The following is a 15,189-nucleotide window of genomic DNA, read 5'->3' as shown; positions in this document are numbered from 1 at the left end:
CGCAATACCGGGTATGTATCGGGGGTCCTACATCACCAGGAGGACCTTGCCCACGTGATCGCCGCTGTCAAAGTACCGGTGCGCCGCACCCACTTGATCCAGGGGGAATGTCTTGGCAACCAGGGGACGGATCCTGCCGTCTGCCACCAGCGGCCACACAGCCTCACGCACGGCGGTCATGATGGCACCTTTTTCCGCCACCGGCCTGGGCCGCAGGGCAGTAGCCACCACGGCCGCCCGCTTCTTCAGCAGCAGCCCCAGGTCCAGTTCACCCTTGGTTCCGCCCTGCAGGCCGATGACCACCAGGCGCCCGTAGTCGGCCAGGGCGTCCACGTTCTGCTGCAGGTACTTGGCGCCCACCACGTCCAGGATGACGTCGGCCCCCTTGCCGCCGTTCTGCCGCCGAAGGCTCTCCGGAAAGTCTTCCTCTTTGTAATTGATGGCGATATCCGCCCCGAGGAAGGCTTTGGCGGTACTGACCTTTTCCTCAGACCCGGCCGTGGTGGCCACCTTGGCGCCGAAGGCCTTGGCGAGCTGGATGGCCATGGTGCCGATCCCGCCGGTGGCACCGTGGATGAGGACCGTTTCGCCCGGCTGCAGCTGCGCCGTCATGATGAGGTTTGAGTACACCGTCGCAGCCACCTCCGGCAGCGACGCGGCGGTGACCAGGTCAACCCCTTCGGGGACGCGAAGCACCTGCTCGGCCGGGACCGCCACCTGCTGGGCGTAGCCGCCGCCTGCCAACAGGGCCACTACCTTGTCCCCCAGCGAGAAAGGCTTGCTGACGCCGGGCCCGAAGCCGGCGATCCGTCCTGACACTTCCAGCCCGGGGACCTCGGAAGCGCCCGGCGGCGGCGGGTAGAAGCCCCTGCGCTGCTGGACATCGGCCCGGTTCAGGCCGGCCGCCACCACGTCAATCAGCACTTCGCCCTGGCCGGGCACCGGGGCGGCCACGTCCCGCACTTCCAGCACTTCCGGGCCGCCCGGTTCCGATATGTAGACGGCTTTCATGGACCTCTCCCGTTCCTGACTAAAATCCTGGCTGCATCCAGTGTGCACCGCGCGCTTCCCCGGGCCTGTTTTGTTGCAGGCAAGCGCCTATGAAACACTACTAGCTGAGGAAGGTTGTCCGAGCGGCCGAAGGAGCTGGTCTTGAAAACCAGTGTGCGGTAACCCCGTACCAAGAGTTCGAATCTCTTACCTTCCGCAAGGGAACCCCTGGCAGCCTGTAGGCCGCCAGGGGTTTTTTGCTTTAAGCAGCCCCGGCCTGCCTTGTTGCGAACACGTAAATTCTTTGGACTAACCCCCTGCCGAACCCGGGCCCCAAAGCTACCCGCGGGTATTGTTTGTGACTGCCGGCACATATGCGTATTTGCCGGCAGCATCACTCCCGCCAACAGCACCTCCGGTCCGGGCTAGGGAAGCTCCGGGCCGCAGGGCGGGCCGCTCCGCTGGGGAACGTCCCGCCGAATGCACGCTCTAGCCATCCTGCGTTCATTCAGCGCTGTTGTCATGTGCCGGACACCACTTGACCAGGAGCAGGGTCCGGGCCCACGTCCGATCGGTACAACCCCGGACGCACTCCACCGGGTCCCCACCCGGGACACCTCAATGAAAGTAAGAGCGGATGCATCAAAAAACATGGAAGTTATCGCTGGGCACAGCGTTGTCCGCGGGGCTCATCGCCGCCCCGCTGGCGGCTGTCCCGGCGGCCGCGGAGGTCTCAGCCGCGGCCGGCACCTCCCCCGTTGTCATCAACGAGGCCTACCTCAGCGGCGGCAGCAGCGGCGCCGCCTACAGGAACAAATTCGTGGAGCTGTACAACACCTCGGACGCCCCGGTCTCCCTTGAGGGCTGGTCCGTGCAGTACCGCTCCGGTACCGGCACTGCGGCGCCAAGCGGGGTGGCTGCCCTGTCAGGGTCCATCCCTGCCAAGGGCTACTACCTCGTCCAGGGCGGAAGCAATGGCACCAACGGCGCAGACCTGCCCACGCCTGACCTCGTGGCCGGCGCCCTGAACTTCGCCGGGGCCTCGGGCACCATCGTGCTCGCCAAGCAGCCCACCGCCGTCGCACTTCCCACCGGTTCCGTGGTGGAAACAGCCGGCGTGGCCGACCTCCTGGGCTACGGTGCCTCCAACACCTTCGAGACCCAGGCTGCTGCGGCACCTGCCGGCAACACCGATGTGAAGAGCCTCAACAGGGCCGCCGGGGCGGACAGCAACAACAACACCGCTGACTTCACGCTCCTTGGCGCGATCACGCCAACACCTGCGGGCGGCACAGCTCCGGCTCCCGACCCCACCCCCTCGCCGGATCCCATTTCCAGGACCATCGCGGAAATCCAGGGCACAGGGACGGAAAGCCCGCTGGCCGGAGCCACCGTCACCACCAAGGGCAAAGTCACGGCAGCCTTTCCGACGGGCGGCCTCAACGGCTACTACCTCCAGACGCCGGGCACGGGTGGTGACCTGACGGCCACCAACCACGCCGCATCCGACGGCATCTTCGTCTACTCCCCCGCCACTGTGGCTTCGGTGCAGGCCGGTGACTACGTCCAGGTGACGGGCACAGTGGCCGAGTACTACGGCATGACCCAGCTCAACGTCCCGGCGGCGGGCCTCACCAAGCTCACCGAAGCTGCGCCCGAGGTCAAGCCCACCATCTTCACCCTTCCCGCCGCGGAAACCTTCCGGGAATCGCTGGAAGGCATGCTGCTGGCACCCCAGGGGCCCCTGACGGTGAGCGACAACTACAGCCTGAACCAGTACGGCGAGATTGGCCTCGCGGGCGGGACCACTCCCCTGGTCCAGCCCACAGCTGTGGCACCGTTCGGCTCCGCCGAGTACACCGCCGTGGTGGCTGACAACGCTGCCCGCGGCATCAAGCTCGACGACGGGTCCAGCACCAATTTCCTGAAGGACGCCGCCACCAAGGCCGAGGTCCTGCCGTACCTGACCACCACGGACCCCGTCCGCGTGGGTTCGCCGGTGGACTTCACCACCAACGTGGTGCTGGGTTACGCCAACAACTCCTGGAAGCTCCAGCCGCTGACCCACCTGACCGAGGCCAACAAGGCAACGGTCCAGCCGGCCGGCTTCGGAGCCACCCGGACGGATGCCCCGGCCGCCGTTGGCGGCAACGTCAAGATCGCCTCGTTCAACGTCCTGAACTACTTCCCCACCACCGGTGACATGCTCTCCGGCTGCAAGTTCTACACCGACCGCGCAGGCAACCCCATCACCGTCAGCGGCGGCTGCAACGTCCGCGGCGCCGCCAACGCCGAGAACTTCAAGCGCCAGCAGGACAAGATTGTCGCCGCCATCTCCAAGTCCGGCGCCGACGTGGTGACCCTGATGGAGGTTGAAAACTCCGCGCAGTTCGGCAAGGACCGCGATGATGCCCTGGCCAAACTCGTGGAGGCGCTCAACATCCCCACCCCGGGCATCTGGGACTACGTCCGCTCACCCGCGAACGCGCCCCCGCTGGCCGATGAGGACATGATCCGCACGGCGTTCATTTTCAAGAAGGCAGCCGCGGAACCGGTGGGCGAATCCATCATCCACAACGACACCGTTGCATTCGCCAGCGCCCGCAAGCCCCTGGCCCAGGTGTTCAAGCCCGTGGGCGCCCCTGATGACAAGAAGTTCATCGCGATCGCCAACCACTTCAAGTCCAAGGGCTCAGCTGCCACTCCGGACGACACCGACAAGGGCCAGGGCAATTCAAACCTCGCCCGCACCGCCCAAGCGCAGTCCCTGCTGGCGTTCTCCGACGAGCTGCAGAAGTCCAAGGGCACCGACAAGGTTTTCCTGATCGGTGACTTCAACTCCTACGGCAAAGAAGACCCGATCAACGTCCTCACGGGCGCCGGGTATGTCAACCAGGACGACAAGGCGAAGAACGCCGACGGCACCGCCAAGCACTCCTACCTCTTCGGCGGCATGGTGGGCTCCCTCGACCACATCCTGGCCTCCCCGGCGGCCAACGCCGTCGTCACCGGCGCGGACATCTGGAACATCAACTCGGTGGAGTCCGTGGCGCTGGAGTACAGCCGCTACAACAACAACGTCACCAACTACTACGCACCGGACCAGTTCCGCGCCAGCGACCACGATCCCGTGGTGGTGGGCCTGGACCTGGCATCCACACCTGCCACTGTTGACCTGAACCTCCTGAACATCAACGATTTCCACGGCAGGATCGACGCCAATACGGTCCAGTTCGCGGGCACCATTGAAAAGCTGCGCGCCGCGGCCGCTCCGGGGGCCACGGCGTTCCTGTCCGCAGGTGACAACATCGGCGCCTCCCTGTTCGCCTCGGCGATTGCCAAGGACCAGCCCACCATCGACGTGCTGAATGCTTTGGAACTGAAGGCATCCGCTGTGGGCAACCACGAGTTCGACGGCGGCTGGGCGGACCTGCGCGACCGCGTCATTGCCGGCGGCACGAATGCGAAGTTCCCCTACTTGGGCGCCAACGTCTACAAGAAGGGCACCACCGAGCCGGCACTTCCGGAGTACACGGTGCTGGATCTGAACGGCGTCAAGGTGGCCGTCATCGGCACCGTCACCCAGGAGGTGCCGTCCCTGGTGACGCCGGCCGGCATCACGGACCTCGACTTCGGGGACCCGGTGGACGCCATCAACCGGGTGGCCGCAAAGATCACCGCGGACAAGATTGCCGACGTCATCATCGTGGAAGATCACGACGGCGCCGGCTCGGGTGTGGTGGAAGGCGCCACGCTGGAGCAGGAAGTGACAGCCGGCGGGCCTTTCGCCAGGCTGGTCACCGAAACGTCCGCTGACGTTGATGCCATCTTCACCGGCCACACCCACAAGGAGTACGCCTGGGACGCACCTGTTCCCGGGGTGGCGGGCAAGACCCGGCCCATCGTGCAGACCGGCAACTACGGCGAGAACGTGGGCCAGATCCAGCTGACCGTGGACACCGCCAGCAAGCAGGTGACCGCATACAAGGCCGGGAACGTCAAGCGCACCACCGACGCCGCCGCCGGCCTGGTGGCTGCGTACCCGCGCGTGGCCGCGGTCGACGCAATCGTCAAAAAGGCCCTGGCGGACGCCGCTGTGGTGGGCAACCAGCCCGTGGGTTCGGTCACCAAGGACATCACCACGGCTTTCACCACCGATGCCACCGGCACCGCCAAGCGCGATGACCGCGGCAGCGAATCCACCCTCGGCAACCTGGTGGCCGACTCGCTGCTTTCCTCCCTGCAGCCGGCCGAGCTCGGCGGCGCGGAAATCGGCGTCGTCAATCCCGGCGGCCTGCGCAACGAGCTGTACTACGCGCCGGACGGCACCATCACCTACGCCGAGGCCAACGCGGTCCTGCCGTTCGTGAACAACCTGTGGACTACGTCCCTGACCGGTGCGCAGTTCACGACCCTGCTGGAGCAGCAGTGGCAGACCAATCCGGACGGCACGGTCCCCAGCCGCGCCTACCTGCAGCTGGGCCTGTCCAAGAACGTGAACTACACCTACGACGCCGCCCGGGCCGCGGGTGACCGGATCACCGGGGTGCGGGTGAACGGTGAACTGCTGGACCCGGCCAGGTCCTACCGGGTGGGCACGTTCAGCTTCCTGGCCACGGGAGGCGACAACTTCCGGATCTTCACCGAAGGCACCAATACCCGGGATTCCGGGCTGGTGGACCGGGACGCCTGGATCGGCTACCTCCAGAAGAGCAGCCCGGTGGCTCCGGACTTCGCGCGGCGTTCGGTGGCGGTCACCAACACCACCGCCGACGGGGTCAAGCCCGGTGGGCCCGTCACCCTGGCGGTCTCGAAGCTTGACCTGACCTCCCTGGGCAGCCCGGTGAACACCGCCCTGGAAGCTTCGTTCACCGACGCCGCCGGCACGGTCACCCCGCTGGGCACAGTACCGGTGGCCGCCGGCGCGGCCTCGATGGACCTGGCCGTCCCGGCCGGGGCGGCGGAGGGCGCGGCAACCCTGGTGCTCACCGCCGTCGAGTCCGGGACCACGGTGAAGGTGGCCGTACTGGTGGGAGCCGATACGCCGGCGCAGCCGGTCTGCGTTCCGCCGGTCAAGCCCACCCGTCCCGCTGACGTCAGGGGGCAGGCGAACTACGGCCAGGCCATGGCCGCCTACCGCGCCTGCCTGCGGGGCTAAAACCCTGGATGCGCCATCACTTGTGGTCCCTATTCCGCCGGTTTAGCGACCATAAGTGATGGCGCATCGCCATTTAAGCCCTGCGAAATTAAGTGCGGCGAGTTAAGCCCGGCGAAGGATGGCGGCGGCGATCTCGTCCGCGTCGCGGAGCGTGCGCTGGCCGCTGCGGTACGCGGGTCCGCCGGGCTGGACGGCCTCGGCGGCGATGGCGGTGCCCCACTGCGCTGACGACAACTGCAGCCCCAGCACGAACAGACCCTCGGTCACTGACCCGTTGGCAGCCACCGGGCGGTACGGGTGGGCCTCCACGTCCAGGCCGGTGGACTCGATGGGAGCACCTTCGGCGGCCATCATGAGCTTGGGCCGCACCAGCCCATCGGCCAGCAGCTGCTCCAATACCGGTGAATCGTTGGCCGAGACCCGGTTTCCGGGAGCCAGGGCCTCCACCATGGTCCGTGCCGTGGCGGGCGGCCCGGAAACCCACGGCGAAGCAGCGGTGAACATGGCCGCCTTCCGGTCCACCCGGAATTTCGGGTCCGGCCCAACAAAGCTGACCACCCCGGCCCTTGCCAGGGCCGCGAGCTGTTCGGAACGCAGCGCCGGCGGTCCGCTGGCCAGGCCCTCCACAAACGACTCGAACCAGCCGCGCAGGCCGGCGACCCATGACTCGTCGGTGATGCCGCCGTCGGCCACTGCCGACTTCAGGACGGCGCGGCCGTGGTGCAGCGCGGCGATGGCCATCTTGACCGGATCGTCCTCGCCCAGGGCCGACCGGCGCGCATCGTCAAGCAGGAACTCCACCACGGCGGCGTCGTGGCCCCTGCGGGAGTCGAACGAACGGCCTGCCAGTGGAGCCGCAAGCCCCGGCAGGTCCAGGCGGTGCCGGGGACCCACGTGGACGGCCAGGACGCTCTCAACGCTGTCCTCCCAGTTCGCGGCGCTGTGCGCGTGCGGCTGAAGGGCTTCCTCCAGCGCGGTGAGGAACGCGGGCGCGTCGGGCACCGCGCCGGGCTGCGAGCGCACCAGCGTTGAGTAGTAGGCCCACAGGGCGTCGCGGTGCAGCAGCGGCCACAGGTCGTGGTCGAACGAAGGGCGGATCCCGGCCTTCGCCAGCCGTTCGATGGCGGCCTCGGTGAGGTAGCGGAGCGTGATGGAGGAGGCGTAGTAGCCGTCCAGTGCCGCCTTGGCACGGTACGGGGTCCCACGCCGGGACGCTGCGATGATCAGGGGTTCCTGGCCGGACGGTTCGTACTCCAGGCCTGTGCCGTTGGACACGAACTTGCCGCCGCGGCCTTCGGTGAGCTGGCCCATGGTGTCGAAGAAGTTCAGGCCCATGCCGCGGACCAGGACCGGCTCGCCGGCGGGGATCCTGGACCAGTCCACGTCCGCCGGGACGGCGGGGGGAAAGTACTGCAGGCCCAGTTGCCCGGCGGCTGCCTGCAGCTCCCGCTGTTCAGGATTCAGCCGGGAGGGGATGTGTCCCAGGGCCAGCACCACGGAATGGGCGCGGATGCCCTCCCCGGTGGCCAGGCCGACGTCGAACATTCCGTCCCCCGCGGGACGCACCGACACAGCGGTCGTTTCGTGGAATGCGATCGTGACGCCGTCGGGAGCCGTGCCCAGCAATTCCTCCACGGTGCAGCGCAGGTAGCGTCCGTAGAGGGCGCGGCTGGGAAAATCGTTCGATCCCAGTACCGCCAGCTCCGCCCGGTCCCCGGCGGTGAGGGCCGGGAGCGGGTCCCGCTGCTGCCTGGCCCGCCACTGGTCGAAGGTGGCGCCGGCAACAGGTGCGGGGAGGGCCGGATCCTCGGGAACCAGGGTGGGGTAGAAGGACTGGGTGTTCATGAGGAACAGCCGGGACTGGCCCGGTTGCCACACATGTCCGGGGCCTGCCGGGTAGGGGTCCACGACGTCGATGTGCAGGTCCGTTTTCGGGTTGCCGGCGACGGCGGTGTGGGCGAGCAGCCGCTCCAGCACGCTGGTGCCGCGGGGACCGCCACCGATGATGACGGCCCGGTTGCTCTGCGATATTTCCACGCCATACAGCGTACGGGCTGGAAGCGGAGCGTGCGCCGGACGCTTGACTTGCCAGCCATGGGGGATGTTGTTTGGATGGGGCGCATGACCACCACAGCAGCTGATCAAGCGTCCGTACCCGGCCCCGGCCGGGACACTTCCGGCAGCAACTCCCGGGAAACCGCGCCGGAACCCGTCGACGAGAATGTGTGGCTGGAGGACATCTACGGCGAGGAACAGCTGGCCTGGGTCAAGGAGCAAAACTCCCGCACCGAGGACCTGCTGGAGGACGGCGGCTACGCGGAACTGGAAACCGGCATCCTGGAAGTGCTGGACTCCACGGACCGGATCGCCATGGTGGGCAAGCGCGGCGACTGGTACTACAACTTTTGGAAGGACGGGCAGAACCCCAAGGGCCTGTGGCGGCGGACCACCTGGGAAAGCTACTGCACCGATTCCCCGGAATGGGACGTCCTGCTCGATGTTGACGAGCTGTCCCGCGCCGAAGGCGAAGAGTGGGTGTTCCACGGCGCCACGTTCCTGCGCCCCGCCGCCGGGGAGCCCTACCGCCTGGCGCTGCTTGCCCTCTCCCCCGACGGCGGCGACGCCAACCGGTACCGCGAGTTCGACGTCGAGGCGCGCGGCTTCGTGGACCCCGCCCGCGGCGGGTTTGACCTCCCGACGGCGAAAGGCAACGTGTCCTGGCTGGACGCCGACACCCTGCTGGTTGCTTCCACCGCGGACGGGCTGCCCAAGACAGCGTCCTCCTACGCGCGGACTGCGGTGACGCTCAAGCGCGGAGAGTCCCTGGCAGCGGCTCCGCGCCTCTTTGAGGTGGCGGAAGACCACATGATGGCCGTGGCGGCCCATGACTCCACCCCCGGCTTTGAGCGCACTTTCGCCGTGGACTACATCGACTTCTTCAACCGCACCAACTTTGTGCTGCGGGACGGATCCTGGGTACAGATCGACGTTCCCACGGACGTCAACGTCAGCGCCCACCGGGAATGGCTGCTCTTCCGTCCGCAGCAGGACTGGGTCCTGGACGGTACTACGTATCCTTCCGGGGCCCTGCTTGCCGCCAACTTCGAGGACTACCTCGCCGGCAGCCGGGACCTCACGGTCCTGTTCACCCCCGACGCGCACACGTCCCTGCAGTCCTGGAGCTGGACCCGGAACTTCCTTTTGCTCAACCTACTCAAGGACGTCTCCTCCGAGATCCGGGTCCTGGACCCGTCCCGGCCGTCCGACGGCGCGGACGGTGGCTGGGCGGCCACTCTCCTGGACGCCTGCCCGCCGCTGCACGATGTGAACGCCTACGCCGTGGATGACGAGGACGAGGGGCCGGCGGACGGCGGCGCGGGCGATGACTTCTGGCTGATCGCCACGGGATTCACCACCCCCACCACGCTGATGCGCGGCACCCTGGAACGCGGGAGCGCCGGGACGTCCGGCGTGGTGAGCCGCCATGCGGTGGTCAAGAGCTCGCCGTCGTTCTTTGCCGACGCTGACTATGAAGTGCAGCAGCACTTTGCCGTGTCCGACGACGGCACCCGGGTCCCGTATTTCCAGGTAGCTCCGCGGGACCTGGCTTTGGACGGGCAGAACCCCACCCAGCTGTCCGGCTACGGCGGATTCGAGGTTTCACGGACGCCCGCCTACAGCGGCACCGTGGGCCGGGCGTGGCTGGAGCGGCGGACCACGCTCTCGGACGGCAGCGACGGGAAGGCACCCCACTCGCGCGGCGGGGTGTACGTGGTGGCGAACATCCGCGGCGGCGGCGAATATGGGCCGGCCTGGCACCGTGCCGCGCTGAAGGAAAACCGGCACCGCGCCTACGAGGACTTCGCAGCCGTGGCGCGGGACCTCATCTCCCGCGGGGTCACCTCGCCGCGGCGGCTGGGCTGCGTGGGCGGTTCCAATGGCGGACTCCTGGTGGGGAACATGCTCACCCGGTATCCGGAACTGTTCCGGGCCGTCTCCTGCGGCGTGCCCCTGCTGGACATGCGCCGCTACACCAAGCTCTCCGCGGGGCACTCGTGGATTGCCGAGTACGGGGACCCGGACGTTCCCGAGCAGTGGGAGTACATCAGGACCTTCTCGCCCTACCACCTGCTCAAGGACGCGGTGGAGTACCCGGAGACGTTCATCTGGACCGCGACCTCGGACGACCGGGTGGGCCCCGTGCAGGCACGGAAGATGGCCGCCCGGATGCTGGCCATGGGCATCCCGAACGTGTGGTTCCACGAGGCCCTGGAGGGTGGCCACGCCGGCGCCTCCGACAACCGGCAGGCCGCTGCCCTGCAGGCGCGCAGCCAGCACTTCCTGTGGAAAGCGCTGGCAGGCTGACCGCCATGGCACCCGGTCTGGCGGTACGGCGGGCCGTTGCCGCGGATGTGGAGCGGCTGGCCCAGGTGCACGTGCGCTGCTGGCAGGAGACCTACCGGGGCATGCTGTCCGATGCCTTCCTCGCCGCCGTGGACCCCGCGGGCCGGCTGCGGCTCTGGCAGCACCTTCTGGACCGGGCCGAACCTGCCGAGGCGTGGGTGGCGTGCGACGGCGGGACGGTGGTGGGGTTTGCCGGTTCACGCCGCCTGCCTGCCCCCGGTTCCCCGGAAGGGCATCCGCCGCCTGCCTCCGGAGACCTGGAGCTGTGGGGGCTGTACCTGCTGGCCTCGCACCAGGGTCTTGGCTTGGGCGCCCTTTTGCTGGACGCGGCCATCGGCTCCAGGGCGGCGAGCCTCTGGGTGGCAGCCGCCAACAGGCGGGCCATCGGTTTCTACCGCCGATTCGGCTTTGCACCGGACGGCGCAGAGGACGTCCTGCCTGAGTGGGAGGACCTGCTGGAGATCCGGATGGTCCGCCCGGCGCAGGGCTGACCGCGGAGCACCTGAACCCCGTTTACCGGGGGCGGCGCCTGTGGCGGGCACCGTTTTGCACTGCATGGCCGGATCTGCGTATCCTTGGTGGGCTAGTAATAGCAACTGGAGACGTGCCAGAGCGGCCGAATGGACTTCACTGCTAATGAAGGGTCGGGGTTAAACTCGACCGGGGGTTCAAATCCCCCCGTCTCCGCGTTTGGCCCCGGTCCCTTGGACCGGGGCCTTTTGCGTTTCCGGGGCCTTTTGCGTTTCCGGAGAGTACCTGCACTACGGCCCCTGCAGCCTGGGCTCCCGCCAGTCCTGGGCTGCTTCGCAGATCCGGGCGTTCAAGCTTCGGAAACGCGAACAACCTTATGACTCTCCGGGGCGTGGCTGGGCAACCACCACCGGAAAACGCTGTCCGATAATCGGACGCGGCGGGCGCCGCCGATGCCGCGGTGGCAGGATTGGCGCATGTCGGCACCCAGCAACCCACACCACCCGGACGGCGCCCAGACGGCATGGAATCCGCGCCTGGCACTCCTGGTGGCGGCAGCGTTCTTCATGGAATTCCTGGACGGCACGGTCCTCACCACGGCCATTCCCAGCATTTCGACGGACTTTGCCATCCCCGCCGCCGACGTCAACATCACCATGACCGCCTACCTGCTGACGGTTGCCATCGGCATTCCCCTCAGCGGCTGGCTGGCGGAACGGTTTGGTGCCAGGCGGATCTTCTGCACTGCCGTCGCGGTGTTCACCCTGTCATCCCTGGCGTGTGCGCTCAGCCAGGACCTGGCCACCCTGACCCTGAGCCGCATCGCCCAGGGTGCCGGCGGCGCCATGATGGTACCGGTGGGAACCCTGGTGGTGCTGCGCGGCACCCCGAAGTCCGAGCTGCTGCGCGCCACCGCGTTCCTGGTGTGGCCCGGGCTCCTGGCACCCGTACTCGCGCCACTGGTGGGCGGGGCGCTCACCACGTACCTGTCGTGGCATTGGATCTTCCTGGTCAACCTTCCGCTTGGGGTAGCCGCCTTCGTGGCGTCCCTGCGGCTGGTTCCGGCGGTGGCCGGAGATCCCGGCCGGCGGCTGGACTGGCCCGGCATGCTCCTGACAACGGTTGGCGTCGGTGCCCTGGTGACTGGTCTGGAGCTCGCCAGCAGCCACCCAGGACTGCCCTGGGCGGGAGTCAGCGCTGCAGCCGGGATCGCGGCACTGGCCGGGGCGGTCCTGTGGATGCGCCGGGCTCCGCATCCGCTCTTCAATCTGCAGGTCTTCCGCACCAGGACGTTCCGGGCCATGGCCACGGGCGGGTTCGTGTACCGGGTCACCATCAGCTCCGTCCCCTTCCTGCTGCCGCTGATGTTCCAGGCGGGGTTCGGCTGGTCACCGCTGCACGCCGGCGCCCTGGTGGCAGCAGTGTTCGTTGGAAACATCGGGATCAAGCCGGCCACCACACCGTTGATCCGGAAGTTCGGTTTCAAGGCGATGCTGGTGTTCGCCTCGCTGGCATCAGCCGTGACGTTCGCCCTCTGTGCCTTCCTGACACCGGAAACCCCGGTGGCTTTGATGGCCGCACTGCTGGTGTGCAGCGGCGCCTTCCGCTCCATCGGCTTTTCGGCCTACGCCTCGGTCCAGTACGCGGACATTCCCCCGGCGCAGCTGACCTCCGCCAACACCGTGTCCGCCACGCTGGTGCAGCTCGGCACAGGCTCCGGCATTGCCATCGCTGCCCTGCTGATCCGGACCTTCGAGGGCCTGTCCACCGCGGCCCAGGATCCGGCCGGCCCTTTCCGCGGCGCTTTCCTGGCGATGGCCGCCCTGATGCTGGCAAGCACCGTGGACAGCATCCTGCTCCCCCGGCACGCGGGGGCAGCAGTCAGCCGGCCTGGGCCAGCACCAGGGGCAGAACCGCTCCCGCCCCGGCCTGCCGAAGGGCGCGCCCCGCGACGGTGAGGGTCCACCGGCTGTCGGTGAGGTCGTCGATGAGCATCACCGGCTGGCCCTGGATTGACTGCAGGGCCGCTTCGAGCTCCGGGCCCACCACCAGCCGGTCCCATACCCCCGCCAGCCGGTATGCGCTGTTGCCGCCGCGGCCCCCGGTGGGCCCGCCGTGGGCCAGCTGCAGCTCACCAAGGTAGGGGATGCGCCCGATTTCCGAGATTCCCCGGGCCAGCGAGCCCACGAGCTGGGGCTTGCCACGCGACGGCACACCCACGATGGCGGCCGGCCTGCCCACCCCGCTCCATCCCGGGTTCCGGCCATCGCCGGTCCCCCACTCGCGCAGTACCTGGACGCAGGCCTGGAGCATGCCCTGGTCCACGGGCCGGTCCTCCGCGCCGACGGCAAACAGTTCCCGCAGGGCGCCGCCCCAGCCGAGGTCCGTCAGGCGGGCCAGGACGCGCCCCTCCGAGAGGCCCTCGGCCGGTTTGAGTTTCCCCTTCACCGGCACCCCAAGACGGTCCATGCCGCTGGGCCACTGAAGACGCGGCTCCAGGACACCGCCCGCCCGGCTCAGGGTCTGGTTGGCCGCCGCCGTGGCATCGGCGGCCACATCCGCAGGGAACCACTGGCCGGCGCAGTTGTCGCACCGGCCGCAGGGGCGGGCTGTCTCGTCGTCCAGGACCGACGTGATGTACTCCATCCGGCAACCGGCTGTGTCCTGGTAGATGACCATGGAGTCCTGCTCGTCCACCCGTGCCTCCGCAATGCGGCTGTAGCGCTCGGCATCATAAACCCAGGGCTGGCCCGTGGAGCGCCAGCCACCGCCGACCCGCTCCACCGCTCCGTCCACGGACAGGACCTTCAACAGCAGCTCAAGCGGAGTGCGGCGAAGGTCCACCCGGGCTTCAAGCGCCACCGTTGACAGTGCGGTGCCCGCCTCGGCCAGAGCAGTCAGCACGGCCGCTGCCTTCTCCTCGGACGGCATGGACGCGGTGGCGAAGTATTGCCAGATCTCCCGGTCCTCGGAGCCGGGCAGCAGCAGGACGTCGGCGTTCGCGGCCCCACGGCCGGCGCGGCCCACCTGCTGGTAATAGGCCACCGGTGAGGACGGTGCGCCCAGGTGGACGACGAAACCAAGATCGGGCTTGTCAAAGCCCATGCCGAGTGCGGAGGTGGCCACCAGCGCCTTGACCTGGTTGTCCTTCAGGAGCTGCTCTGCCCGTTCCCGGTCCGCCGGGTCGGTCCGCCCGGTGTAGGCAAGCACATTGTGCCCCGCTTCGGAAAGCAGCCGGGCGGTGTCCTCCGCCGCGGAGACGGTCAGGGTGTAGATGATGCCGCTGCCGGGGAGGTCTGCCAGGTGGGTCAGCAGCCACCCCAGCCGCTCTTTGGAATTGGGCAGCGACAGGACTCCCAGCCGCAATGAGTCGCGGCCCAGGGAGCCCCGGATGGTCAGGACCCCGGCGCCGAGCTGCTCTTCGATATCGTGCACCACCCGTGAGTTGGCCGTGGCGGTGGTGGCCAGGACCGGCACCGTGTCCGGCAACCGGGTGATGAGGTCCGCGATCCGGCGGTAATCGGGGCGGAAGTCGTGGCCCCAGTCCGAAATACAGTGCGCCTCGTCGATGACCAGCAGGCCGGTCCGGCGGAGCAGCTCGGGCAACTGGGTTTCCCGGAACGCCGGATTTGTGAGCCGTTCCGGGGACACCAGCAGGACGTCCACCTGGTCCGCGGCCAGCTGTTCACGTACGGTGTCCCACTCCAGCTGGTTGGCCGAGTTAATGGCAACGGCGCGCACCCCGGCGCGGGCGGCCGCCGCCACCTGGTCCCGCATCAGGGCCAGCAGCGGCGAGACGATCAGCGTGGGCCCGGCTCCCCTGCGCCGCAGCAGCAGCGATGCCACAAAGTACACGGCCGATTTGCCCCAGCCCGTGCGCTGGACCACCAAAGCCCGCCGCCCGCCGTCGACCAATGCCTCGATGGCCTCAAACTGCCCCTCGTGGAAGACCGCGTCCGGGTGCCCCACCAGGCCGCGCAGGACCTCAAGTGCTTCGGCGTGGGTGGCGGTTCCGGGTGTGCCGGGACCTGCCGGGTCTGCAACGGCGGTAGCGGAAAGGGTGGACGTGTACTGGTTATCGGCCATTGATTCAGTATCCCAGCACCCTCCGACACCCCGCACCGCGATGGCGGCGCTATGTGGAAACCGGCCAGGCACGCGCTGCA

Annotated in this window: 7 protein-coding genes and 2 tRNA genes; 6 read left to right on the top strand and 3 right to left on the bottom strand. The window is 68.2% G+C overall.

Annotated elements, in window-relative coordinates:
- Positions 1-27: 27 nt before the first annotated feature.
- Positions 28-1,011, bottom strand: coding sequence for an NAD(P)H-quinone oxidoreductase (locus tag VIK36_RS03755; protein WP_324644116.1), 984 nt, complete (start codon positions 1,009-1,011; stop codon positions 28-30).
- A 108-nt stretch (positions 1,012-1,119) separates the two neighbouring features.
- Between VIK36_RS03755 and VIK36_RS03750 the strand changes: the two genes are divergently transcribed.
- Both VIK36_RS03750 and VIK36_RS03745 read left to right on the top strand, forming a co-directional pair.
- Positions 1,120-1,207: transfer RNA gene (locus VIK36_RS03750), tRNA-Ser, on the top strand.
- A 420-nt stretch (positions 1,208-1,627) separates the two neighbouring features.
- Positions 1,628-6,148 carry an ExeM/NucH family extracellular endonuclease gene (locus VIK36_RS03745; RefSeq protein ID WP_324644115.1) on the top strand — a complete coding sequence of 1,507 codons (4,521 nt, stop codon included), beginning with the start codon at positions 1,628-1,630 and terminating at the stop codon, positions 6,146-6,148.
- A gap of 102 nt (positions 6,149-6,250) precedes the next feature.
- Here the strand turns inward: VIK36_RS03745 and VIK36_RS03740 are convergent, their stop codons facing one another.
- The gene (locus VIK36_RS03740; RefSeq protein ID WP_324644114.1) at positions 6,251-8,185 is read right to left on the bottom strand and encodes an FAD/NAD(P)-binding protein; all 1,935 of its coding nucleotides are present in this window, start codon (positions 8,183-8,185) and stop codon (positions 6,251-6,253) included.
- Between the two features lie 84 nt (positions 8,186-8,269).
- On the opposite strand from VIK36_RS03740, the gene VIK36_RS03735 reads away from it, so the two are divergent.
- From VIK36_RS03735 to VIK36_RS03720, 4 genes are all read left to right on the top strand, one after another.
- Positions 8,270-10,513: a prolyl oligopeptidase family serine peptidase gene (locus VIK36_RS03735; RefSeq protein WP_324644113.1), complete on the top strand. Its 2,244-nt coding sequence runs from the start codon at positions 8,270-8,272 to the stop codon at positions 10,511-10,513.
- Positions 10,514-10,518: 5 nt separating this feature from the next.
- Positions 10,519-11,043, top strand: coding sequence for a GNAT family N-acetyltransferase (locus tag VIK36_RS03730; RefSeq protein ID WP_324644111.1), 525 nt, complete (start codon positions 10,519-10,521; stop codon positions 11,041-11,043).
- Positions 11,044-11,150: 107 nt separating this feature from the next.
- A tRNA-Ser gene (locus VIK36_RS03725) sits at positions 11,151-11,239 on the top strand.
- A gap of 260 nt (positions 11,240-11,499) precedes the next feature.
- Positions 11,500-12,981 (top strand): MFS transporter, encoded by a 1,482-nt coding sequence (locus VIK36_RS03720; RefSeq protein ID WP_324644110.1) that lies wholly within the window; start codon positions 11,500-11,502, stop codon positions 12,979-12,981.
- Here VIK36_RS03720 and VIK36_RS03715 read toward each other — a convergent pair.
- A complete protein-coding gene (locus tag VIK36_RS03715; protein WP_324644109.1) occupies positions 12,905-15,109 on the bottom strand; it encodes a RecQ family ATP-dependent DNA helicase in 2,205 nt (734 codons plus the stop codon). The two genes, VIK36_RS03720 and VIK36_RS03715, sit on opposite strands and share 77 nt — an antisense overlap.
- Between the last annotated feature and the right edge of the window lie 80 nt (positions 15,110-15,189).

It is taken from the genome of Pseudarthrobacter sp. LT1, assembly GCF_035621795.1.
In the GTDB taxonomy this organism is placed as follows: Bacteria; Actinomycetota; Actinomycetes; order Actinomycetales; family Micrococcaceae; genus Arthrobacter.
This window is presented reverse-complemented; position numbering and strand designations above follow the sequence as displayed.

What these genes read in the sequence shown, in the direction of transcription:
- VIK36_RS03720 (WP_324644110.1), top strand. Translation starts at nt 11,500, where the DNA reads ATGTCGGCACCCAGCAACCCACACCACCCGGACGGCGCCCAGACGGCA.
- VIK36_RS03730 (WP_324644111.1), top strand. Translation starts at nt 10,519, where the DNA reads ATGGCACCCGGTCTGGCGGTACGGCGGGCCGTTGCCGCGGATGTGGAG.
- VIK36_RS03715 (WP_324644109.1), bottom strand. Translation starts at nt 15,109, where the DNA reads ATGGCCGATAACCAGTACACGTCCACCCTTTCCGCTACCGCCGTTGCA.
- VIK36_RS03735 (WP_324644113.1), top strand. Translation starts at nt 8,270, where the DNA reads ATGACCACCACAGCAGCTGATCAAGCGTCCGTACCCGGCCCCGGCCGG.
- VIK36_RS03755 (WP_324644116.1), bottom strand. Translation starts at nt 1,011, where the DNA reads ATGAAAGCCGTCTACATATCGGAACCGGGCGGCCCGGAAGTGCTGGAA.
- VIK36_RS03745 (WP_324644115.1), top strand. Translation starts at nt 1,628, where the DNA reads ATGCATCAAAAAACATGGAAGTTATCGCTGGGCACAGCGTTGTCCGCG.